General features: G+C 44.5%; 21 protein-coding genes. 5 read left to right on the forward strand and 16 right to left on the reverse strand.

Annotated features, from left to right (window positions below):
• Positions 1–90: 90 nt before the first annotated feature.
• The 3 genes from AC5JPT_RS09505 to erpA form a co-directional block, all read right to left on the reverse strand.
• The gene (locus AC5JPT_RS09505; protein ID WP_493857910.1) at positions 91–618 is read right to left on the reverse strand and encodes a disulfide bond formation protein B; all 528 of its coding nucleotides are present in this window, start codon (positions 616–618) and stop codon (positions 91–93) included.
• 124 nt (positions 619–742) lie between these two features.
• Positions 743–2,317 (reverse strand): glutamate--cysteine ligase, encoded by a 1,575-nt coding sequence (gene gshA, locus AC5JPT_RS09510; RefSeq protein WP_493857911.1) that lies wholly within the window; start codon positions 2,315–2,317, stop codon positions 743–745.
• Positions 2,318–2,675: 358 nt separating this feature from the next.
• Positions 2,676–3,056, reverse strand: a complete 381-nt coding sequence (gene erpA / locus AC5JPT_RS09515; RefSeq protein WP_010197674.1) for an iron-sulfur cluster insertion protein ErpA — start codon at positions 3,054–3,056, stop codon at positions 2,676–2,678.
• 737 nt (positions 3,057–3,793) lie between these two features.
• On the opposite strand from erpA, the gene AC5JPT_RS09520 reads away from it, so the two are divergent.
• Entirely contained in the window at positions 3,794–5,815 is a 2,022-nt protein-coding gene (locus tag AC5JPT_RS09520; protein ID WP_493857912.1) for an ATP-binding cassette domain-containing protein, read from the forward strand.
• 75 nt (positions 5,816–5,890) lie between these two features.
• On the opposite strand, the gene AC5JPT_RS09525 is transcribed toward AC5JPT_RS09520, so the two are convergent.
• A complete protein-coding gene (locus AC5JPT_RS09525; protein ID WP_493857913.1) occupies positions 5,891–6,253 on the reverse strand; it encodes a septal ring lytic transglycosylase RlpA family protein in 363 nt (120 codons plus the stop codon).
• Between the two features lie 680 nt (positions 6,254–6,933).
• Here AC5JPT_RS09525 and AC5JPT_RS09530 point away from each other — a divergent pair.
• Both AC5JPT_RS09530 and AC5JPT_RS09535 read left to right on the forward strand, forming a co-directional pair.
• Positions 6,934–7,953 (forward strand): DnaJ C-terminal domain-containing protein, encoded by a 1,020-nt coding sequence (locus tag AC5JPT_RS09530; protein ID WP_493857914.1) that lies wholly within the window; start codon positions 6,934–6,936, stop codon positions 7,951–7,953.
• A 98-nt stretch (positions 7,954–8,051) separates the two neighbouring features.
• On the forward strand, positions 8,052–8,375 hold the full coding sequence (locus AC5JPT_RS09535) for a chaperone modulator CbpM (protein ID WP_493857915.1): 324 nt from the start codon (positions 8,052–8,054) through the stop codon (positions 8,373–8,375).
• Between the two features lie 78 nt (positions 8,376–8,453).
• Here the strand turns inward: AC5JPT_RS09535 and sstT are convergent, their stop codons facing one another.
• From sstT to AC5JPT_RS09555, 4 genes are all read right to left on the reverse strand, one after another.
• Positions 8,454–9,656 (reverse strand): serine/threonine transporter SstT, encoded by a 1,203-nt coding sequence (gene sstT, locus AC5JPT_RS09540; RefSeq protein WP_493857916.1) that lies wholly within the window; start codon positions 9,654–9,656, stop codon positions 8,454–8,456.
• Positions 9,657–9,986: 330 nt separating this feature from the next.
• Positions 9,987–10,451 carry a DNA polymerase III subunit chi gene (locus tag AC5JPT_RS09545; protein WP_493857917.1) on the reverse strand — a complete coding sequence of 155 codons (465 nt, stop codon included), beginning with the start codon at positions 10,449–10,451 and terminating at the stop codon, positions 9,987–9,989.
• Positions 10,452–10,458: 7 nt separating this feature from the next.
• Positions 10,459–12,090: a leucyl aminopeptidase gene (locus AC5JPT_RS09550; RefSeq protein ID WP_493857918.1), complete on the reverse strand. Its 1,632-nt coding sequence runs from the start codon at positions 12,088–12,090 to the stop codon at positions 10,459–10,461.
• 194 nt (positions 12,091–12,284) lie between these two features.
• Complete coding sequence (locus tag AC5JPT_RS09555; RefSeq protein ID WP_493857919.1) at positions 12,285–12,902, reverse strand: cysteine hydrolase family protein; 618 nt, start codon at positions 12,900–12,902, stop codon at positions 12,285–12,287.
• A 532-nt stretch (positions 12,903–13,434) separates the two neighbouring features.
• Here AC5JPT_RS09555 and AC5JPT_RS09560 point away from each other — a divergent pair.
• The gene (locus AC5JPT_RS09560; RefSeq protein ID WP_493857920.1) at positions 13,435–14,727 is read left to right on the forward strand and encodes an LPS export ABC transporter permease LptF; all 1,293 of its coding nucleotides are present in this window, start codon (positions 13,435–13,437) and stop codon (positions 14,725–14,727) included.
• On the forward strand, positions 14,727–15,935 hold the full coding sequence (lptG, locus tag AC5JPT_RS09565) for an LPS export ABC transporter permease LptG (protein WP_493857921.1): 1,209 nt from the start codon (positions 14,727–14,729) through the stop codon (positions 15,933–15,935). Before AC5JPT_RS09560 ends, lptG begins: the two co-directional genes overlap by 1 nt.
• A gap of 97 nt (positions 15,936–16,032) precedes the next feature.
• Here lptG and AC5JPT_RS09570 read toward each other — a convergent pair whose 3' ends face one another.
• The 8 genes from AC5JPT_RS09570 to AC5JPT_RS09605 all read right to left on the reverse strand — a co-directional run bounded on the left by AC5JPT_RS09570 (position 16,033) and on the right by AC5JPT_RS09605 (position 20,950).
• Positions 16,033–16,641: a class I SAM-dependent methyltransferase gene (locus AC5JPT_RS09570; RefSeq protein ID WP_493857922.1), complete on the reverse strand. Its 609-nt coding sequence runs from the start codon at positions 16,639–16,641 to the stop codon at positions 16,033–16,035.
• Positions 16,642–16,700: 59 nt separating this feature from the next.
• Positions 16,701–17,141, reverse strand: coding sequence for an MgtC/SapB family protein (locus AC5JPT_RS09575; protein ID WP_493857923.1), 441 nt, complete (start codon positions 17,139–17,141; stop codon positions 16,701–16,703).
• 148 nt (positions 17,142–17,289) lie between these two features.
• Positions 17,290–17,628 carry a DUF3817 domain-containing protein gene (locus AC5JPT_RS09580; protein WP_493857924.1) on the reverse strand — a complete coding sequence of 113 codons (339 nt, stop codon included), beginning with the start codon at positions 17,626–17,628 and terminating at the stop codon, positions 17,290–17,292.
• Positions 17,629–17,695: 67 nt separating this feature from the next.
• Complete coding sequence (gene xerD / locus AC5JPT_RS09585; RefSeq protein WP_493857925.1) at positions 17,696–18,634, reverse strand: site-specific tyrosine recombinase XerD; 939 nt, start codon at positions 18,632–18,634, stop codon at positions 17,696–17,698.
• A gap of 65 nt (positions 18,635–18,699) precedes the next feature.
• Positions 18,700–19,032, reverse strand: coding sequence for a sulfurtransferase TusA (tusA, locus tag AC5JPT_RS09590; protein WP_493857926.1), 333 nt, complete (start codon positions 19,030–19,032; stop codon positions 18,700–18,702).
• A 48-nt stretch (positions 19,033–19,080) separates the two neighbouring features.
• The gene (locus AC5JPT_RS09595) at positions 19,081–19,599 is read right to left on the reverse strand and encodes a hypothetical protein (RefSeq protein WP_493857927.1); all 519 of its coding nucleotides are present in this window, start codon (positions 19,597–19,599) and stop codon (positions 19,081–19,083) included.
• 84 nt (positions 19,600–19,683) lie between these two features.
• Positions 19,684–20,172 (reverse strand): Holliday junction resolvase RuvX, encoded by a 489-nt coding sequence (gene ruvX, locus AC5JPT_RS09600; RefSeq protein WP_493858463.1) that lies wholly within the window; start codon positions 20,170–20,172, stop codon positions 19,684–19,686.
• 214 nt (positions 20,173–20,386) lie between these two features.
• Positions 20,387–20,950 carry a YqgE/AlgH family protein gene (locus AC5JPT_RS09605; RefSeq protein WP_493853831.1) on the reverse strand — a complete coding sequence of 188 codons (564 nt, stop codon included), beginning with the start codon at positions 20,948–20,950 and terminating at the stop codon, positions 20,387–20,389.
• Positions 20,951–20,970: the final 20 nt, after the last annotated feature.

Genomic DNA, 20,970 nt, shown 5'->3' on the forward strand with positions numbered 1-20,970 from the left:
ATAAGTTAAAACAGACATTGCATAACAAAGTATGAATGTCTGTTTAGAAAAAACATTAGCTATAAAGTAGTAGAGTGCTTTGATGAATTACTAAGCGATACGAGCGTTAGGGGTAGGTCGTACGATACGCCATAGGATCAACCCGTGTACCACTAGGAGTACACTAAACAAAATCAAGGACTGCTCAGGAATACTCAACCCCATAAATGTCCAATCGACAGAGGCGCATTCACCAGAGCCTGCAAACACCTCTTTGAATACTTGCAAGATAGGCAAGGTATCAAGCCAATAGTCCAAACCCGGACCACATGAAGGAACTTGGTCGGCAGGCAAATGTTGTAACCATACATGGCGCGCGGCAACAGCAGTCGCCCAGCCAATACCTGCCAAGCTACCAAGCCATAACAGTAGCCTGACAACTTTAGACTTGGGATTGAACAACGCTGATAGTAAGGCAAAACCGCCCATGACCATCAGACCAATACGTTGAAAAATACAGAGTGGACAAGGGGATAGTCCAAGATGCCGCTGCAAGTAAAACAGCGCAAAACTCATGCCTGTTATGGCCATTATCACCAAAAATACTTGCAAGTTACGGTAAGTGGTCAGGTGTCGCATAGTGCGTTACTCTTATATAGTCATCTACAATAGATGTTGGATAGCAGTCAGAACCTAGTAATCAGAGCTCAGTGATCAGAACCTAGCAATTAGAACTCAGTCATAAAGACTCAGTAATCAAAACTTAGCGATACTGCTGCAAAAATTCCATAAAGTCTTCTGTTTCAGACTTTTCAATATCAGCTTGTTGTAGAACAGATTTTTCTGCCAATACTTCATACTTTGCTTGGGTATTCGGACTGAGCGTTTGTTGCAACAGAGAGTCACGGTGCTGCTGAGCCAAGGTAAAGCCAAGCTGCCATAGGCTACCCAAACGTTTGCTATCTGAGTTTACTTGCGCAGATATGGTCGACTCAGAGTGTCCTGCTTTGCCTTGCATCAATGCTACTGCTGCGCGGTAGTCATTACCACCGTAGTGAGCATCCAGTAGTGCGGCAAGGGGCTGCATACGCTCCAAATGTGTGAGCATCCAACGCCCTAGTGACTGCTCTTGACCGTTATTGATAATGTGTAAATCATCGCGGCGACCTTCATTGACCACACGCTCAAGATTGATAGCGAGTGTCTCTTCTTCTTCAGGAAGCAAGTCTGGCGACTCACTGAATAGACAGTAGAGCGCCATCACTTCTAAGAAGCAAGCACTGGATAGACGGATACCGACATCGCTATAAGGATCAAGGTCAATCGCACGAAACTCAACATAAGCGATACCGCGACGTTCAAGCGCTTCGGTCGGTGTCTCACCACTCATCGCAATCTGTTTAGGACGAATAGGGCTGTAATATTCGTTTTCTATCTGGAGGATATGATTATTGATTTGGACAGGGTTACCGTCGGCGTCTTCTAAACCAAGTTTAGAAAAGCTGTCATGCGGCGTTTGAATCGCACGGCGTAGCCCAGCGACATACTCTGGCAGATAGTTATAACGAATATCTAGCTGTTCTTGCACGCTATTGGTGTAGCCAAGCTTGCCCATACGTAGGCTCGTCGCAGCAGGCTTATAGTAGGTTGAGTCATTGAGCAACTCAAGATCATGCTCACGCCCTGCCACAAAACAAGGGCACACGCTTGGGCTGGCGCCCAGTAAATATAGCACAAGGCTGGTTAAGCGCTTGAAGTTACGAATGAGCCCCAAGTATTTTTCGTTTTTGAACTCTGTCAGCGTCTGATCTTGTGCCGTTGGGGTTTGCGCTTGCCAGGTTTCAAAGAGCGTATCACCAAAAGACAAGTTGTAATGTAGACCTGCGATGGTCTGCATGCGGCGACCATAACGAATACCCAAACCACTACGATATAAGGTTTTTAGCTTACCTGTGTTAGAGCTGCCATAATCAGCCAATGGAATATCTTCATCTTTCGATGACAACATACATGGCATAGACAAAGGCCACATCAGCTCACCTTCAGGCATACCCTGATACACCAACACGTGCAGCTGGCGCAACATGTTGAGGGTCTCTTTTGGGGAGGTTTTTGGTTCGGTGATGAGCTCGAGTAGGCTCTCTGAGTAGTCAGTAGTAATAAAAGGATGTGTCAGTTTTGATCCCAATTTGGCTGGATGCGGTGTCTGTGCCAAAAAACCATCAGGCTTTACGCGCAGTCCTTCTTTTTCGATACCACGAAGCATACCCGTCAGATGCTGGCTATCGAACCAGTTAGGAATGTCAAAGTTAACAAAGCTACTCGTAAAATTACTCATAATAGTCATCTATTGTTATTTATTATGGTGGATCAAAACACGATAGGCGTTTGACCATAAAATAGGTAAATGTTAGGTCAATAATCCCGTCAGTTTAGCTCAAAGCCGTATTGAAAACCACGGACAATTACAAATACGATAAGCTTTAGGAAGGATGATTTGACGAAGTTTTTCTCAGTATTTAGAGTCAAATTAGCTAGTATTCATGCTAGCCAGTTTTATCAGATAGACTTAAGAGTTATAAAAAAAGCACCTACCGTGTAGATAGATGCTTTGACCATTATGCTCTAAATCATCCAATCTCGTTTTGGCGCGCCCATTAAGTATCTTAGGCCATAGTGCCAAAACGACAGGCCATTTAAATAGAGAATGACGAGCCGCAGCCGCAAGTGGTGGTTGCATTTGGGTTGGTCACCACAAAACGAGCACCTTCTAACCCTTCAGTATAATCAACGGTCGAGCCTTGCAAGTACTGATAGCTTAGTGAGTCGACGACCAAGGTCACATCACCGTTATCAAAATTGGCATCGTCTTCGTTCAGATCATTGGCAAAGTTGAATCCATAGGAAAAACCAGAGCAACCGCCACCAGTCACATAGACGCGTAGCATCAGATCGCTATCACCTTCTTCTTCGCGTAGACGGCGTACTTTTTGGGCAGCACTATCGGTGAGACTCAATATGGTTGGGTCTACTGGTTGACTTGAGCTTGGACTAAATTGGTTGGCTGATTCGTTCATATCTACCTCAGTTGCTAGGATCAAATGCGGTCGTCGTCCTGTTTGGGTTTGCAATAAAACGATTGCAAAAAAAGATACGCACGGCGTTTGATTTAATTGGGTGCTGTCGTTATGTCAAAACTAGTAATGCATTATAAGCCGCTTTAAAAGAGTATTTGCGCTGCCACAATGCGTTATAGATGCTAAGCGCTTATATCCTGCACTGGTGCTTTCTACTTATATTAAGCACTTATTTTTTAGCAGTATATCATAATGGGGGTGCGGTTTCGTTTGTCAAGAGTGACACGACTCACTGTGTGCTAACCATGCCATTGATGACAATAGATAATGGGTTACTATCCTGATATTGTCTGTGCTGTTTTCCTTGCTAGGCTTCCATCTATCGTGTCTTTATCATTGTCTTTAGAGTGAAGACACGCTCTAGTATAAAGCACTATTAGACAGTACTAGAATGTATAACGCTTACTAGGCAGTATTGATACTCGCTGTCTATACATAGGCGCATTGTGATCATAACCTTTATAATAGTTATCTTTAAATTGCTAATCGGTATTTGAGCGCTCAATAGCCGACTATCGAACCTCAAGCTATTGTCATAATAAACACTTAGTTTTGAAATAGTTATTTAATTGTTTGCCTATGTGGCAAGCGTTTGAAATAATAGCCGCCAGTTGGCATACCCTATGTGTGTTTTTTATTGCCCTATATTTATATTATTGCTGAGATGAAGAAATTATATGATCGAATTTAAAGACGTTGGTGTTCGCCGTGATGGACGTGAATTGTTTGCAGGTGCAAGCTTTCAGCTACATCCAGGTCACAAAGTTGGCCTGACGGGCAACAACGGCACCGGCAAGTCGACCTTGTTTGCGCTACTACTGACGCAAATGGGTAAAGGCGATACCGAAGTCACGCTGGATAGAGGTGAAGTCAGTATTCCTGATAGCTGGCAAGTGGCGCATATGGCACAGGAAGTGGGTGCGACGACGCAGTCTGCGGTCGATTATGTACTCAGTGGTGATGAGCAGTGGTATGAAATCAATGCGGCACTCAATGACTTGAGCAGTGTCAGTGATGAGCAGATCGGCGTATTGCATCAGCAGTTTGATGAAATTGATGGCTATCGCACGCCCACCAAAGCCGCTCAAATCATGGCAGGTCTTGGCTTTAATACCAGTCAGCATGAGCTGCCTGTAGAAGGGTTTTCTGGTGGGTGGCGTATGCGCTTGAACCTTGCCAAAACCCTGATGAGCCGTGCTGACTTAATGCTACTCGATGAGCCAACCAACCATTTGGATTTGGATGCTATTTTGTGGCTTGAGACATGGATCAATGCCTATATGGGTTTAGTGATTGTCATCTCGCATGACCAAGCCTTCTTGGATGCGACAGTTGGTCATATCTTGCATGTCGAACAACAAAAAATCACCCTTTATACGGGTAATTATCAGCAGTTTATTCGCACGCGTCATGAGCGTATGGCACAGCAGCAGCAAGCCTTTGAAAAGCAAGAAGCGACCAAGGCGCATTTAGATGACTTTATTCGTCGTTTCCGTGCTAAAGCTAGTAAAGCTAAGCAAGCACAGAGCCGTATCAAACAGTTAGAGCGTATGTCGGAGCTGTCACCAATGATGGCAGACAATCCATTCTCATTTCAGTTTTATGAGCCAGCAAACATGAGCTCACCACTGATTGAGCTGACCCATGCAGATATTGGCTATAGCGAGACGCCACTGCTGCACAATGCCAGCATGCAAGTGACGCCAGACACGCGTATTGGCTTGCTGGGTATGAATGGCGCGGGTAAATCCACACTGATTAAAGCATTGGTTGGTGAGCTTGGCGTATTGACAGGTACCTACCGCGTTTCAGACACCTTAAAATTGGGCTATTTCAACCAGCATCAAATGGATATCTTGGACGCCAAAGCCACGCCCATAGAGATGCTGCGCCGCCTAGCAGGTAAAACCTCTGATGCGCTATTGCGTTCGTTCTTAGGCAGTTTTGATTTTCGCGGTGAGCGTATCGATACTCCAAGTGAGTTATTCTCTGGTGGTGAGCGTGCGCGTCTAACATTGGCGTTGATCGTTTGGCAGCGTCCCAATGTTCTCGTACTTGATGAGCCGACCAACCATTTGGACTTACAGATGCGCCAAGCATTGACCATTGCGCTGCAAGGGTTTCAAGGAGCCGTTGTCCTGGTATCACATGATCGCGAGCTGATTGCCAACGTCTGTGATGAGCTATATCTCGTTCATGATGGCAAAATCGATGAGTTCGACGGTGACATCAGCGACTATGGTAAATGGCTGGCTGAAAAGCGTAAGCAAGAAAGTACACAAGAGAAGAGTAACCATAAAAAGAAAAGCAAAAAAGAGAGTAAGAAGTTTGTTTCACGTGAAACAGATAATAGCCAAGCAAGTAATAAAGCAGCTGATCATTCCTCAAAAAGCAAAACGACGACGCCTGCACTTAGTAAAGAAGAACAGCGTAAGCTCGCTGCTGAACAACGTAAATTGACAGCGCCTATTCGTCGTGAGATAGAGGACACAGAAAAGCTACTGGCTAAAATTGACGGGCAGCTCGTGACGCTTGAGGAAAAACTGGCTGATACGACTCTATATGAAGAAAGCCGTAAGTCCGACTTGCTGGTTTTGTTAAATGAGCAAACGGCATTACAACAGCAGCATAGTGATAATGAAGAAAAGCTGTTGCTATCGATGACGACGTTAGAAGAAATGGAAAGTAGGTTTGCATAAACCGCTTTGAATACTTAACAGTGAACAATAAAAAAGGGAGGGCGTTAGCCCTCCCTTTTTTTTAGATCTATGACATCATTCTTTACGGTATTTACCATCACCGTAAGACAGTACTTCCATTGTGGTCGTACAAAGTTTACAGTTTATTTGACCAGCAGCGGCTTTCGATAAATCAAGAATGCGCCCACGAACAAATGGACCTCTATCGGTGATTTTTACGACTACGCTCTGCTTTGTCTTTTGGTTGGTTACTTGAACCTTCGTACCAAACGGTAACGTGCGATGTGCAGCGGTTAAAGAGTTCATATTGAAAATACTACCACTCGCTGTACGCTTCCCATGAAACTTACTACCGTAGTAACTGGTATTACCAGCAAAAACTGTAGTGCTCAGCAATAGTGATAACGCGACAACCAAAGACTTGATTAAATAAGACATTTAATACCTATAAGCAATTAATAAAATAGACAGATGCTCTTGCCTACGCTATCTATACTCCCTATGAGTACGAATAATGAGGGGATTCTACAAGAGATAGCTTGTCATATTATTACTGCTGTGTAAAAAACTCATGAGGTCAAATGATTGTTTTTTAAGGAGAAAAATATGTTTTTGCCAAGAAAAATTGATACAGAAAAGACTTAATATGACGTTATAGAGACTGGTTCTCATAAACAAGCTAACAAAATACGGGAGACTGAATAATACAATGCAAATGGGTAATATATAAATACAAATACTATCGATATAGCATTATTAAGGCGGTTTGCATCTATTAAAACACTATCTATTGAATGTAACAAAACCTTTCTATAGTGTTTCCAAACCACTAATATAAGAAATTAAATACTCTTTTAGACGCTTCATAAAAAATATTTATCAATTAATAAATACCTAGCTCAGAGTAAAAATACTTATTTATCTGTATTTTGGAGTCTCAGCATAGCTATACGTCGTGGCTGGTAATATTTATATAACGGTGTTTATCTTTATTATTACTACCATAAAAGGTAAGTTAGAAAGAGACAACATACCAGTATTAAGTGGTCGTTTATGACCTATCATTCAAAACTGGTGAACCGATATCACTAATATGCTTTTATTTTGAGGGAAATAACATGGCAGAAAAAAACTACTATGACATTTTAGGGGTCAAAAAAGATGCTTCAGATGCTGATATCAAAAAGAAATACCGTAAGCTCGTTCGTCAATACCACCCTGATGTCAGCGATCACCCCGACGCGGACAACAAGATTGCAGAAATAAACAACGCTTACGAGACCATCAGAGACAAAGACAAGCGCGCTGAGTATGACGCGATGCTAAACAATCCATTTGCAAATCAAAGCCGCGCAAGTGGCTTTGGTGGACAGAGTAGTGCAGGGCAAGGTGGGTTTCGTTGGGAAGATATCAAAAGCCAGTTTGGTGATGGTGAGGCTTTTGGTGATGGTGGTTTTCGCTTTGATGATATTTTCTCAGCGTTCGGTCGCGGCGCGCGTGGATCAGCTGGTGGGCAAGCGGGTAGCCGCTCTCAAAGCAGCGGGTTTGAACAGTTTGGTGGTGATTTTGGTACGCAAGATAGTAAAGGTCAGGACCAACATGCCGAGATTACGGTTGATTTATCCTCAGTATATAGTGGTGACGACTACAGCATCAAACTAAATGTCCCTGTGCGTCAGGCCAATGGTAACGTCGACTATGACAACAAAACCCTAAAAATAAAAATTCCAAAGGGTATCACGGATGGTAAGCAAATCAGATTGGCTGGACAAGGCGCTGCCGGTAGTAGTCATGGTAAAAATGGCGATTTGTTTTTAAAGGTTAAAATTCGCCACGATGCCAATATCCGAATAGAAGGCGCGGATGTCTACCAGACCGTAAATATCGCACCGTGGGAAGCGGCACTGGGCGAAAAAATTAACGTCAGTACGCCAGCGGGTACGCTTGGGGTAACGGTGCCCAAAGACAGCAAATCAGGTAGCAATTTACGTCTAAAGGGTAAGGGTATTCCTGCCAAACAATCAGGCGATTTGTACTTAACTTTAAATATTGTCAATCCTGATATCAGTAGCGAAGAGGCCATCGATGCGTATGAACAGCTCAAGCAAGCCTTTGCTGATACCAGTATCAACCGTTAGACGACGCCCTTGATAAGAGTCATCTATCACTACAATGATAAGCTATCCGTAGAGATGACTAGGATAACGATAAAATAGAGCAAACGAGGATAATAGCTATGAAACACTCGACTGAATTTACTGACATTATCATGAGTTTAGATGAGCTGGTCACGGCCTGTGGTCAAGAGCGCCAATGGGTCATTGAGTTAATCGAAGAAAATATCATTGAATATGATGTGCCAGAGCGCGAACAGTTCACTGGCTATCAGTTGACGACCGTACGCCGCGCTTCACGGTTGAGTCGTGATTTTGAAGCCAGTGTACCTGCCATTGGTTTAATTATTGAGTTATTAGATGAGGTTGAGCAGCTACGCCAACTCAAACGCCAAACAGAGCTGCAAACGCCAGTCATAGAGGTTGATATAGACAGTATAAAGTAGTTATTTGCTTGTAATACTCAATAAAAAAGGGCCCTTCAAAGGCCCTTTTTTATGTCTATAGAGATGCTGTGCTAGAGATTAGCGCGAGTAAGTAGGATCAGCGGCAGCGGTAAATAGTACATCAGTTGAAGAGTTCAAGGCTGTCTCTGCTGAGTCCTGAATGACGCCAATAATAAAGCCGATGGCCACCACTTGCATGGCGATATCATTTGGAATACTGAACAAGCTTGCTGCCAATGGAATGAGCAATAACGAACCACCAGCCACACCAGAGGCACCGCACGCACTGACCGTCGCAACGAGGCTTAACAATAGTGCTGATGCAAACGTGACTTCGATACCTAGCGTATGAGCGGCCGCAAGCGTTAATACGTTAATTGTGATTGCAGCCCCCGCCATATTGATTGTGGCACCCAGTGGAATGGTTACTGAATACGTGTCCTCATGTAAACCCAGTTTGCGTGCCAGGTTCATATTGACTGGGATGTTGGCAGCTGAACTACGGGTAAAGAAGGCCGTAATACCTGACTCACGCAAGCAAGTAAACACAAGGGGATAAGGGTTTTTGCCAGTCTTCACAAGGACAATTAATGGATTGGCAACCAAAGCAATAAATAGCATACAGCTGATGAGTACCATCAAGATACGTGCATAACCTGCCAAAGAAGCAAAACCTGTCTCAGCGACAGTACTGGCGACCAGTCCCAAAATACCAAATGGTGCCAACGCAATAATCCACTTAACGACCTGTGAGATGGCATCAGCAAAATCACCAACGACATTGCGCGCACTATCACTGGCCTGACGCAAGGCAAAACCAATGATAATCGCCCATGCTAATATACCGATGTAGTTGGCTTCAGCGATGGCATTGATCGGGTTTGCGACCAGATTCATCAACAAGTTGGTTAATACTTCTTTTAAATCAGCAGGTGGTACTTGCGCGATATCGGCGTTTACCAAGACCAAATTCGTCGGGAATAAAAAGCTGGCACCGACTGCTGTTAGTGCGGCCAAAAAAGTGCCGAACATATACATGATCAGCACCGGCTTTACGTAGACCTCATTGCCGCTACGGTGCTGACTAATCGCTGCCATGACCAAAACAAATACCAAGATGGGAGCAACTGCCTTTAAAGCACCGACAAATAGTGTACCGAGTAAGCCTATGGCAGTACCCACACTTGGTGCAAGCCAACCGATCAGTACGCCTAACACCAAACCAATAATAATGAGCGGCACCAGTCCTATACGCTGATACATCGCAATCAATGAACGCATTTGTATATCCTCGACGTCTGTCAAAAGTAAGTGAATTGTTTAAGGGGAAATTTGTCGAGGGATGGTAGCATTTTTTGGCATATTCGCATACCGCTCATAGCAGCGAGTGCCGTACGCAAAGTGGAAGGTAGTAGGCGAGCATATAGAATAGGATAAATTATGACGCTAGAAAGGGTTATACCTAGATAATACTTAGCTAAATCTAGGCAATAAAAATGCCTCAACAATGAGGCATCAAAGACAGCGATATATCAGGTAACAAGTAGATTTTATGACAGTAAATTCTATAAAAAGTGGCAAACAGACAAAGTGACAAGGTAAAAGGTAAAGCTAAACCTTAAAGTGGGTCAACTCATAGCCTAATTGCTGATACGCTTTATACTTATCACGGCCCGCTTGGGTACTTGCCGTATCTGGTTTGATCAGCTCAAGGACTCGGGAGGGTTTGGCATTACTAGTAGCTGCCATGAAATCATTAACAGGATGTGCAGTGGTATTGAGCACAATACCGTTGAAGTCTGCTGGCATATGATTACCAAGCAATACAGGTGTCATAGACTTACTAGCCGCCATGTCGACATCAGTTTGATTATCTAAAAGACACTGATGCGGTATAAAGCTCGTAGCATCGTATGCCCAAAGTGCCGTATCTAGGTCTGATAGTAAGGCTTTATCTTCAATTAAAATAAGCAAAGACTGAGCGCTTTTGTTGAGCGCTGTCTGAGTCAACTGACAAATAAAGCCCAAGAAATCTTGGGCCTTACTCTCACTTAATACATAAAAGCTGATCTTCATAGAACGCTTATACTCTGTCTGCGCTGTTTTTTAGATATTGCATGAATAGTGGCACAGGGCGACCAGTTGCTGCTTTGTCTTTACCTGAATTCCATGCGGTACCAGCGATGTCTAAGTGCGCCCATGCTTGACCTTCTTCAACGAAGCGCGACAAGAAGCAGGCGGCAGTGACAGCACCAGCACCTTTGCCACCGATGTTTTGCATATCGGCGATTGGTGAATCGAGCTGAGCCTGATACTCGTCATCTAATGGCATATGCCAAACAAGATCGCCCGACAGATTACTCGCGTTTTCTAAGTCAAACAGTACGTCTTCATCGTTACTAAACACCGCTGAGCGTACATGACCTAAGGCAACCACACAAGCACCAGTCAGGGTTGCCACATCGATAATGGCTTTTGGGTTGTAGCGCTGTACGTAACATAAGGTATCCGCGAGCACTAAACGACCTTCGGCATCCGTGTTCAAGATTTCAACTGACTTACCATTCATGGCTTTTACGATATCGCCTGGACGTGTGGCATCACCTGATGGCATGTTTTCAGCACAAGCGAGTGCGCCAACGACATTGATGGGTAGACGTGCTTCACACAAGGCTTTGATGGTACCAAGTACTGACGCCGAACCGCCCATATCAAACTTCATCTCATCCATTGCTGCACCTGGCTTGATTGAAATACCACCTGAATCAAAGGTAACCCCTTTACCGACCAATACGATTGGGGCATCATCGCTAGCATTGTCTGCTTTCTTAGCTGACTTTTTGGTTGGTAGCTTATCAGCCAGTGCTTTTAGACCAGATACTTTTGCGTTGCTGCTGGTTGTCTCAGTCGCTCCTGCCTCTGTGCCAAATGCTGATTTACCGCGATACTCCATTAATACCAGCTTGCCTTCTTTGGTAGAGCCTTGTGCAACGGCTAAGAAACAATGCATACCTAGCGCTGTCATCTCATCCTCGCCAAGTACCTTGACGGTCAACAAATCAGGATAAGTGGTTGCAAGTTCTTGAGCTTGTTCTGCCATATAAGCTGGGAAGCAAATATTACCTGGCTCATTGGCCACGTCACGAGTGAGGCTCTGACCGGCAAATACTGACTGAGCAAATGCAAGTGCAGGTTGCAAGGTGTCATCAGCTACTAGGTAAACATCAGTTAATACAGGCGTCGCTTGCTCAGACTTATACTTATCAAAACGATAACTGGCGGCTAGTAGATTGAGCGCAAATTGACCAAAATGATTCTCTTCTAGCGCGTCGCCCAATGCAACCGTAATAGAAGACACACGCTTTTGTGTGCTGCTATAGATGGTCTTAGCAATCTTTTGCAGTACAGTATTATTGAACTTATCCATGTTGCCTACACCGACTAGCAGTAATTGTACAGGATTCTGTTTGGTTGTCTTTTTATCACCTGCCAACGCATAGTCAGCAACGGTCTCACAAGCAGTGCCTTTGAAATGTGACACATCGATCAACTGCTCAATACGAGCGGTATATTCAGTCAGCACAGATTTTGCAAGAATGTTTTTCTTATCATCGACCAATACAACCAGACAAGCGTCGTCTTTGCTCTTGGCTTCTTTTTTTAGCATTTTTTGCGTATGGGTCTTTGGTAGGTGCTGAGATAATTTGATATTCATATCGTTATCCTTATTAGAGTTATGAAAAATACAGCGTTCGTATGAGTGCGTATGCCTGTTAAATTATTAGAGTATTTGGCCTATTGAGCAATCACAGTAGTGTAGCATATTGCGATGATAGTGCGCAGTTAGCAAGGCTTAGGTAATAAGTTCGTACAATTTTACTGCGCCAATTTACACGATCATTTTAAGACTTAGCCATTAACCAATTCGTCTGTCGTCATTAGGGCACTGAATCTATCTTGCAATGCTGCCATCGCCGTATCGTGCATAACTTCAGCACTGATGGTTTCTTGTTTGGCGCTCGGTAGGGCGCGAGTCGCACAAGCGTCATGACAGACAAAGCTATCAAAGCCCAAGTCAAATGCGGCGCGAACGCTTGAGCTGACACACATATGACTCATAAAGCCTGCAAAAATAACTTGCTGCTTTGATGCAGATGAAATCACTGATTGTAGCTGAGTATCGTGAAACGCATTGGGATGTTTTTTGGTAATCACCGCCTCGCTATCTTGCGGCTGGAGCTGCTCAACAATCTCAACGTTGTCTGATAGGGGATCAAAGACATTGCCGTTTTCTGGACCGTGATGGGTAATATGAAAGACAGGCACATTTTGCTGACGGGCTTTATCTAGTAAGCGCTGCGCGTTTTCAATCGCTTTGGTGCCAGCATCTCCTAATGGCATCGCGCCATCGACATATTCATTCTGATAATCAATAAGCACGAGCGCGCACTTCGACCAGTCGAGTGCATCAAACGTGCCGCCAGCGAGTTCAAGTAGGGTAGAGGGGGTAGACGTCATATTATTCATTGATCTTATTCTCCATTTGACGATATAAAAGTATTTTTTGCACTTGGCATTTTTTTACTTAACTTTATTTAGCAATGTCACTCAGTCTAGCAATTAATATTGGCCATACGCACTCAGTGATACGAACGACAAACAAACCTTTCTAAAATAAATAAAGCAAAAATATAATGGAAGAGAGGTCTTTTCAGTTAATCTCATTTGAAGCCTGGTTACTGCTTCATCCAATATTTGCTATATTTCTCTCTTACTGTCAATAATGCGCTATTAGCAAGGTGTAGGTAATGTTTTCAAACACATTTCACAGCCATTTTTAGGCAAAACATGCTAGCATTAGCGGTTATATTTGCCGCTTGTATTTGTTTAGTGTGACTAATCAGTCGTCCAGCAGTATTTGCTGAGACCTGAAGGTCTATTTGAACTTATGTCTTGACTATGCTGTGTTATCGTCGTCTTTACATTCGATGAGAACTGCTCAATCGACCATGCGCCTACCAACTGTTTAAGAGTACCCATTGTGATATTACGCCGCTATATGACTCAACAAGTTGCCTCGACCACTGCACTGGTATTGGGGTTTTTGGTGGTGATGATGCTTGGTGGACGTTTGATACGTTATTTTGGCATTGCTGCCGAAGGGCGTTTGGACGTTAGCCTATTGTTCACGATCATTGGGTACAATCTGCCGTACTTTTTAGAATTGATATTGCCGTTAGCTTTTTTTATTGCCTTGATGTTGGTGTTCGGTCGCTTATACGTCGATCAAGAAATGGCAGTTATTAATGCTAGCGGCGTGTCTCGTGGTAGATTGGCGCGATTGATGACGCCATTGATATTGGCCTTGTTCGTTGGAGAGGCTGCGTTGTCTATTGTTGGTAAACCATGGGGCGTACGCTCATCTGAGGCGGTCTGGCAGCAGCAAGCACTGACCAGTGCGTTTGATTTGATTCGACCGAATGAGTTTATCAGTAGCGGTAACTATCACTTATATGTAGGCAGTCTCAGCGATGATAAGAAAAAACTGCAAGATGTGATATTGATCCAGTCTGAGCCTGCGTCAAAAGGCAGTGATACTAAAGATGCTGCCGATATGAACAACACCATTGATCAAAAGACAGCAGATCAGGTCGGCATCTCTGATATGCCAAAAGACATTATAAATAGTGGTGCACAAAATATCAGCAAGGATACGATTACGCTTGCCAAGCGTGCTGAGCAAGTAAACACAGGTAATAGTGGCGTGACCCAATTAGACTTGTTCCAAGGTCGTCGTTACGAAGTGGGCGCAGGTAGCTTAAAATATAATCAAGTGGCTTTTGATCGTTATCGCATCACACTCACCGAGTCCTCACAAGACGTTATCACCGAGGACAATATAGAAACTCAAGCGATAGGACCTCTATGGCGCGCTGCAACGGGTGACGCACGGACCAGTACTAATAATGCGCTGCGTGCTGCCCAAGGCGAGCTAGGTTATCGTCTGGCATTACCATGGCTGATGATTATCGCACCGATGCTAGCAGTACCGCTTGCACAAGTACGTCCACGGCAGGGACGTTGGTTGCGTCTGTTTCCCTCTATCTTGTTATTTGTGAGCTGTGCGTTAGGTATCATCTCGCTCAAAAATGCGGTGAGCAAAGGCAGCGTCAGCGTGTGGGCATATGCATGGTTAGTGCTAGGGTTTATGGCATTGGCGCTCTATTTGAATTGGGGTAGCCGTGTGCAACATCGCCTGCGTTTTCGCAAACAAGAAAATAGACTGGCTGCAGCCACTACACATAGTGATATCGATAATAAAAATAACCGCTCATCAGGAGGGCAGTCTTAATGCGCTCTTTATTTGCTAAGTCTGCAAGCGCTGATCAACTGGCCAAAAAACCAGGTAGCCTAAAAGTGCTAGGCCGTTACGTCAAACTCAACGCCTTGCTTGCTATTATTGCTGCTGTCATGGGTCTATGGGCGTTGCAGCTGGTATTTTCTTATTTGTCAGAGCTTGATTCTTTGGATGACAGCTATACGATGGGTGAGGCGCTTAAATATATATTCTATCGTTCGCCGTACTTTTTAGAGCAGTTTATCCCAACGGGTGCTTTACTGGGTGCTGTTATCGGACTGGGCTTACTTGCTAACAAAAGCGAGCTGGTTGTCATGCGTGCAGCTGGAGTCAGCATCTATCGTATCGTTGGCTGGGTATTACAACCTGCTTTGATCTTTGTGCTGTTGGCATTAGCGATCAATCAGTTCGTCTTACCATCCTCTAATCAATTGGCAAAGCAGATCAATGACGAGGATAATATCTCTCTGGTTACCTCAGTACGAGGCTATTGGACGATACAGCCACGGTTTGATAGTGCAGAGGATGGTAGTGCCATACCTGATGGTAGCGATATTTTGTACATCGATTATGCTGATGTTGCAGGCAACATTGGCGAGGTCAAACGTTGGCATTTAGACAACAATGGCAATTTGCAAACGGCAGTTCATGCTGAAGGCGGCAAATATACGGGGCGTGAGCCGATTGACCTTAGCAGTGATAAGCCAAGCGAGCAGTATCGCTACGAGTGGCAACTGAATGACATGGTCAAGCTCAGTATCAATCAGGGTTTTGAAAGTAGTCAAGCAGTCTCAGCATCAGATACCCTCAGCTTACCTTTTGCCCCAAAGTCGGTTTACTTGCTCACGCGAAAAGCAGAAGATTTGTCATTGACGCAGCTATATGAGCATCGCACATTTATGCGTCAACAGGGCAATCGCTCCTTAGAGCATGAAGTGGCGTTTTGGCAAAAGCTGCTCTCACCTTTGTCAATATTGTCATTGGTCATCGTTGCTTGCTCGTTTGTCTTTGGCTCGCTGCGGACACACAGCTTAGGCTTACGTATCGTGGTGGCCTTGCTTTTCGGTCTGCTATTTAGCTATATTCAAGACTTGGTTGGGTTTGTATCGCTCGCCACAGGATTCTCGCCCATGCTCATGGTGTTACTACCAATTATCGGCAGTGCAGCGCTCGGTGGTTATTTGATAAAACGACAAATGTAGCAGATAACCTATACCCGTAAATAAGCCAATAAAAAAGCACGTTACATCAGAGGTAGCGTGCTTTTTTTAACGATCTTTTATGGCTAGATGCTAAAGATTATTCTTTGGTCGCCATAGTAATTGTGTAGGTTTTACCTTGTTTGATTTTATCGCTATTGCCAAACACTTCAGTAAATGAGCGTTTCACAAATTGACGTAAGCCATTGATCGTGACGACATAAAAACGTCCACCCTTGCGCATGCGCGCATAAGCATCTAGGAAATACAGATAATGCTGTTCTTTACCTACTTTGGCGGGCAAGTTTGACATCACAAGGCTGAAGTCTTTGTCGGCTGCCACATGGTTGAAGCCATTTGATAAATGCACATCGACGTTGTTTAGACCGTTTTTCTCACAGTTACGGCGCGCATACTCTACCGCCATAAAGTCTTTATCAATGAGCGTATGCTGACCATTTGGACATTCACGTGCTGCTGTCATACCCAGCACACCATAGCCACAACCCAAATCAATCGAATCATCATCGTCTTGGAAATCTACATAATCAAGCAGCATCAGGCTACCATCATCGAGCTTTTGCGGTGAAAAAATACCCCACGTGGTCGCAAAATCAAACGGCTTACCCAGTACGTCTTGGCGAAAGTTAATGTCTTCACGCCAGTGTTCAGCGTTTTTGAGGAGGTCAGCAGGTGGTCTATGGCTCATGGGATTCTCAATTGATAAGTATGGTGAGTATTGTAGCGACAACCGAATAAAATTTCAGCTTACTTTTTGGTTTGCTTCTCTGTTTTAAATGGACTAGAGAACTGCAATATCAAAAAACTAACAACAGATAAAATAATAGCGATCTCGTAGCGGCTGTAAGCGACTGAGATGCCAATAGCACCCGTATTCCATAAACTTGCTGCTGTCGCTGTACCCTTTACGCTGCCGCCACTTTTAAAAATAGCGCCACCACCGATAAAGCCCATACCAGTGATAATACCGTACATGATACGTGCTTCGGCATCACCATCTGAATAAATATCTCGACCCACCAACATAAAAGCACAGGTGGCAATCGTCACTAGCGGAAAGGTTCTGAGCCCTGCACCACTGTCTTTCATCTCCCGATTGAGGGCAATGGGCAATGACAATATAAAGGCAATACACAACTGAAAAAAATGATAACCCATTAACTGTAAGTCGATATCAAACCCAAACACAGCGCACCCCGCTATTCACAAGCCAGTAGACAATAATTCATGATACAGGGTTACGGCTCATTTAAAAAACAGCGATGTTTTTTTACTGGTTTCTGCACTATCGTCATCACTTCAGGGTATAGGTTTGTGTCATCAAGACTTTTTAATACTACTGTACCAGCCGCTTCTTCAATAAGTGATCAAACACAAACGGTCCAAAGGGTAGAAATGAGCCAAGCACACCAGCGGGTAGCGCCCATAGGGGCAGTTTTATTCTACCCGCTGTAATGATCAGCACCATGATATAAGCAACGAATAACACCCCATGGACTGGCCCGATATAGCTCACTGCTTCAGGTATGCCCAACATATATTTGAGTGGCATAGCGATACCAAGTAACAGCAAAAAAGACGTGCCTTCCAAATAACCCATAATGGTCAGTTTTTTGAGCGCAAATTCTTGCGCTTTGGTGAGAGTTGGCTTGGATGATGGCTCGGCGTACGACACGGTGTATTCCTCTGACGATTATAAATCAATATTTAATGACAATTCTATTCACCACGCTACCCAAAAGTTACCCACGCGGATGATGCGCGGCGTGTAACTGCTGCAATCTTGTGGTCGCCACATGGGTATAGATTTGCGTGGTGGATAAATCACTATGCCCAAGCAATAACTGCACGCTACGCAGGTCGGCGCCATGATTAAGTAGATGCGTGGCAAAGGCGTGACGCAGGGTATGCGGTGATAGTTCCTTATCGATACTGGCAACTTTGGCATACTTTTTAAGTAGATACCAAAAGTTCTGCCGCGTCATGTAGCCGCCTTGTGCCGTCAAAAACACCGCTTGGCAGTTGCCAGATTTCAAATGCGCAATCAAATCCCCGCGCCCATGCGAGAGATAGTCTTCTAGCGCGTCGCTGGCATATTCACCAAGTGGCACCAGCCTCGTTTTATTGCCTTTACCTGTGATTTGTAGCCAGCCAGCGTTTAGGTTCACTTGCTCAAGTGCTAGGTTTATCAGCTCACTGACGCGCAAACCACAAGCGTAGAGTACTTCTAGCATAGCTTTATCACGGAGACCGAGAGCAGTGCTGGTATCAGGCGCGGCTAAGAGGTTATCAATATCAGCCTCGCTCAAGTCTTTTGGCAATGGGCGACCAAGCTTTGGACTTTTGATACGCTCACAAGGATTGTCTTCACGTAGGTTGCTCGCGATCATCCACAGATAGAACTGACGTAGGCTTGAGAGCATACGCGCTTGGGTACGCGGGGTTTTGTCATCTTGAGTGAGTAGTGACAGACAGTGCAGCACATCATCAGGCTGCCAGCGAGTCAGGGCAATAGGATTGGTTAATTCACAAGCACGTAAATCGCGCACATACGCATTACGAGTACGCGTCGCTAGACCACGTGCCAGCATGGCTTGACGAAACTCCGTCATATAAGCTGGCTCATCATCGACTGCCAGTGCTTTGGGTTGCCTTTGCTGTACGGCGCGATCACGGCTCATAAGACAATCTCAGATAAGGGGTAGGTTAGCAGTGACAGGTAGTTATTAGGAAAAAACCAGACCTATTACGCCTCTTTTTTCTTAACCACATAACGGTACAGCGTCACGCTTGCAGGTGTAGTATCGTCACTATCGATGGTGATTTCGTCAGGGTCAGTGTCTAAGCTTACGTTTTCAGCCAGCGTTTCTTGGCCGATTAGTTCATGACCCAAATGACGACAGAAATTTGGAATATCGCGAGTGGTAGCAGGGTCGGTTGCCAGTATTTCGATTATATCTCCACTATCTGCTCTGCGGATGACTCGGTGTAGCATCATCACAGGTTCAGGGCAGATCAGCCCCTGCGTGTCTAGGTGATGGTTGATTGGGGTATCTGGTATAGAAGTGGTCATAGTCATTATCGTAAAGCTAAATAGGTGGGTTTAATAACAGTTGGTTTGCTTGATTTATTGATGCGTGCTGTCTGAATCGTCTACCATATCTGTCTCTGGCGTTTCGTCATTATCAGGCAAGTCAGCCACTTCTAAAAAGTTAAAAAAGCGCTTAAAACTTACTTTAAATAAAAAAGCCACACCCAGCCAACAGGACAATCCCAACCAGACGGTATCTGCAAATATTAATCCACCAACGAGTATGATAGTCGAGACACCAATGCTCATCGCAATCATCGAGGGCTGGTTCAAACGGTAGCGATACACCACCAGCGCATCATAAATAGTAATAGGAATGGTGAGAGCAACTAGAGCATAGGGTAGGTTATAAAACAATCGATAAAGAAGCTGGTTGTCATGGAACATCTTAATGCTAGCGATGGTGCCAAAGACCACAAATGCGAGAATAGCCGCATAAATAAGATAAATCGCTACTTGGTTTGCACGCTGCGCACCTTTAATACGGGCAATAGCAAGCGGTGCAAAACCATGTTGCGACTTAGTATGCAAATCTTGGTCTGAAGCGGTGGTCATAGTAATCAGTCATTTATCTGTGGAAAGAGACAATATAGCGAAGTCGCGTCATAAGGCAACTATGTATTTCAGGTGCTTTTTTAACTAGTCGGCTTTGATCGCGTCAATGGCAATACTGCTAGTTGGGTCCGAAAAATAGGTCGACATCAGGATACAGGCAGAGATGTCATCAATCGGGTCGCGCTCGTTTTTTATCCAACCGTTATCCCATGCGATTTCTCTTGCTTCGATTGAGGTCAGGCGCTCATCACATAGTGACACGGTTACGGGCAGATGTTGCTCCATAATCCTATGTGCCAAACGACGCGCAAATTTATGTGCTCGTTTTGAGAGCATAGAGCTACTGCCATCCATATTAAGTGGTAGACCGACGATAACTTGTGCCACGCCCCAGACCTTAATAATACCGATTAGATTGTCCCAGTCAGGCTGACCATTATTCATCGCCAAGATGTCAAATGCACGGGCGGTCTGAGTCATGGTATTACCAAGCGCCATACCCATTTTTTTGACACCATAATCTAATGCCAAAATAAGATGCGGCTTTACCGTTGGTTCAGCACTCTCAGTAATGCCAGTCTCAGCGGTACTGTCATTGTTACTATCAATGGTACTAAGGTCGCTGGTATTCAGGTCACTATGACTGACACCAGCGGCATTGAGACTATCAATGGCACTATTTATAGCGTCTTTGCTAGTGGCTGTAAAAGGGCTATCTACCATAGTCACGGCTATCCTTTGGTTCTCTATCTGTATTTATAAGACGCAATGCATGAAATATATGATATCAAGCGTGACCAATTTCACTGCTGAGATAATCAAAATTGACACCGATTTTGTCCGCAGCGATTTGCCAACGTTCTTCGAATGGCGTATCAAAAAGTAAATTAAGGTCGGCAGGGCACACCAGCCAATCACCATTACCCAGTTCTTGGTCCAACTGTTTTTTACCCCAACTGGCATGACCCAGACACAGCTGATAATGACCGACACCTTGTCCTGCAGCGATACGCTTTAGGATATCTTGACTGGTTGTGATACAGACGTTTTCCGAAATCGCAAAAGAGGACGCCCACTCTGGTTGACCAGTATGCAGCACAAAACCAACCTCAGGATACATGGGGCCACCTTCTAGTGCCACATCTTCCATCACTTGTGGATTGGTCACTTCGATATCTAAATCTTCTAATAACTTACCGACTCGAGATTGCTCAAGTGGACGATTAACCATCAGACCTAGCGCACCATGCTTGTCATGACGGCAGATGTAGATGAGCGCCTGCTCAAACCTGGGGTCTGACAGCTCCGGTGCTGCAATCAAGAAGTGATGGGTCAAATTGGTTTTAGACATAGAAACAAACGCAACCGAAT

The sequence above is a fragment of the Psychrobacter sp. H26 genome, from assembly GCF_059073035.1.

Coding starts and splice junctions, on each gene's coding strand:
- AC5JPT_RS09505 (WP_493857910.1), bottom strand. CDS start 618: ATGCGACACCTGACCACTTACCGTAACTTGCAAGTATTTTTGGTGATA.
- gshA (WP_493857911.1), bottom strand. CDS start 2,317: ATGAGTAATTTTACGAGTAGCTTTGTTAACTTTGACATTCCTAACTGG.
- erpA (WP_010197674.1), bottom strand. CDS start 3,056: ATGAACGAATCAGCCAACCAATTTAGTCCAAGCTCAAGTCAACCAGTA.
- AC5JPT_RS09520 (WP_493857912.1), top strand. CDS start 3,794: ATGATCGAATTTAAAGACGTTGGTGTTCGCCGTGATGGACGTGAATTG.
- AC5JPT_RS09525 (WP_493857913.1), bottom strand. CDS start 6,253: ATGTCTTATTTAATCAAGTCTTTGGTTGTCGCGTTATCACTATTGCTG.
- AC5JPT_RS09530 (WP_493857914.1), top strand. CDS start 6,934: ATGGCAGAAAAAAACTACTATGACATTTTAGGGGTCAAAAAAGATGCT.
- AC5JPT_RS09535 (WP_493857915.1), top strand. CDS start 8,052: ATGAAACACTCGACTGAATTTACTGACATTATCATGAGTTTAGATGAG.
- sstT (WP_493857916.1), bottom strand. CDS start 9,656: ATGCGTTCATTGATTGCGATGTATCAGCGTATAGGACTGGTGCCGCTC.
- AC5JPT_RS09545 (WP_493857917.1), bottom strand. CDS start 10,451: ATGAAGATCAGCTTTTATGTATTAAGTGAGAGTAAGGCCCAAGATTTC.
- AC5JPT_RS09550 (WP_493857918.1), bottom strand. CDS start 12,090: ATGAATATCAAATTATCTCAGCACCTACCAAAGACCCATACGCAAAAA.
- AC5JPT_RS09555 (WP_493857919.1), bottom strand. CDS start 12,902: ATGAATAATATGACGTCTACCCCCTCTACCCTACTTGAACTCGCTGGC.
- AC5JPT_RS09560 (WP_493857920.1), top strand. CDS start 13,435: ATGACTCAACAAGTTGCCTCGACCACTGCACTGGTATTGGGGTTTTTG.
- lptG (WP_493857921.1), top strand. CDS start 14,727: ATGCGCTCTTTATTTGCTAAGTCTGCAAGCGCTGATCAACTGGCCAAA.
- AC5JPT_RS09570 (WP_493857922.1), bottom strand. CDS start 16,641: ATGAGCCATAGACCACCTGCTGACCTCCTCAAAAACGCTGAACACTGG.
- xerD (WP_493857925.1), bottom strand. CDS start 18,634: ATGAGCCGTGATCGCGCCGTACAGCAAAGGCAACCCAAAGCACTGGCA.
- tusA (WP_493857926.1), bottom strand. CDS start 19,032: ATGACTATGACCACTTCTATACCAGATACCCCAATCAACCATCACCTA.
- AC5JPT_RS09595 (WP_493857927.1), bottom strand. CDS start 19,599: ATGACCACCGCTTCAGACCAAGATTTGCATACTAAGTCGCAACATGGT.
- AC5JPT_RS09605 (WP_493853831.1), bottom strand. CDS start 20,950: ATGTCTAAAACCAATTTGACCCATCACTTCTTGATTGCAGCACCGGAG.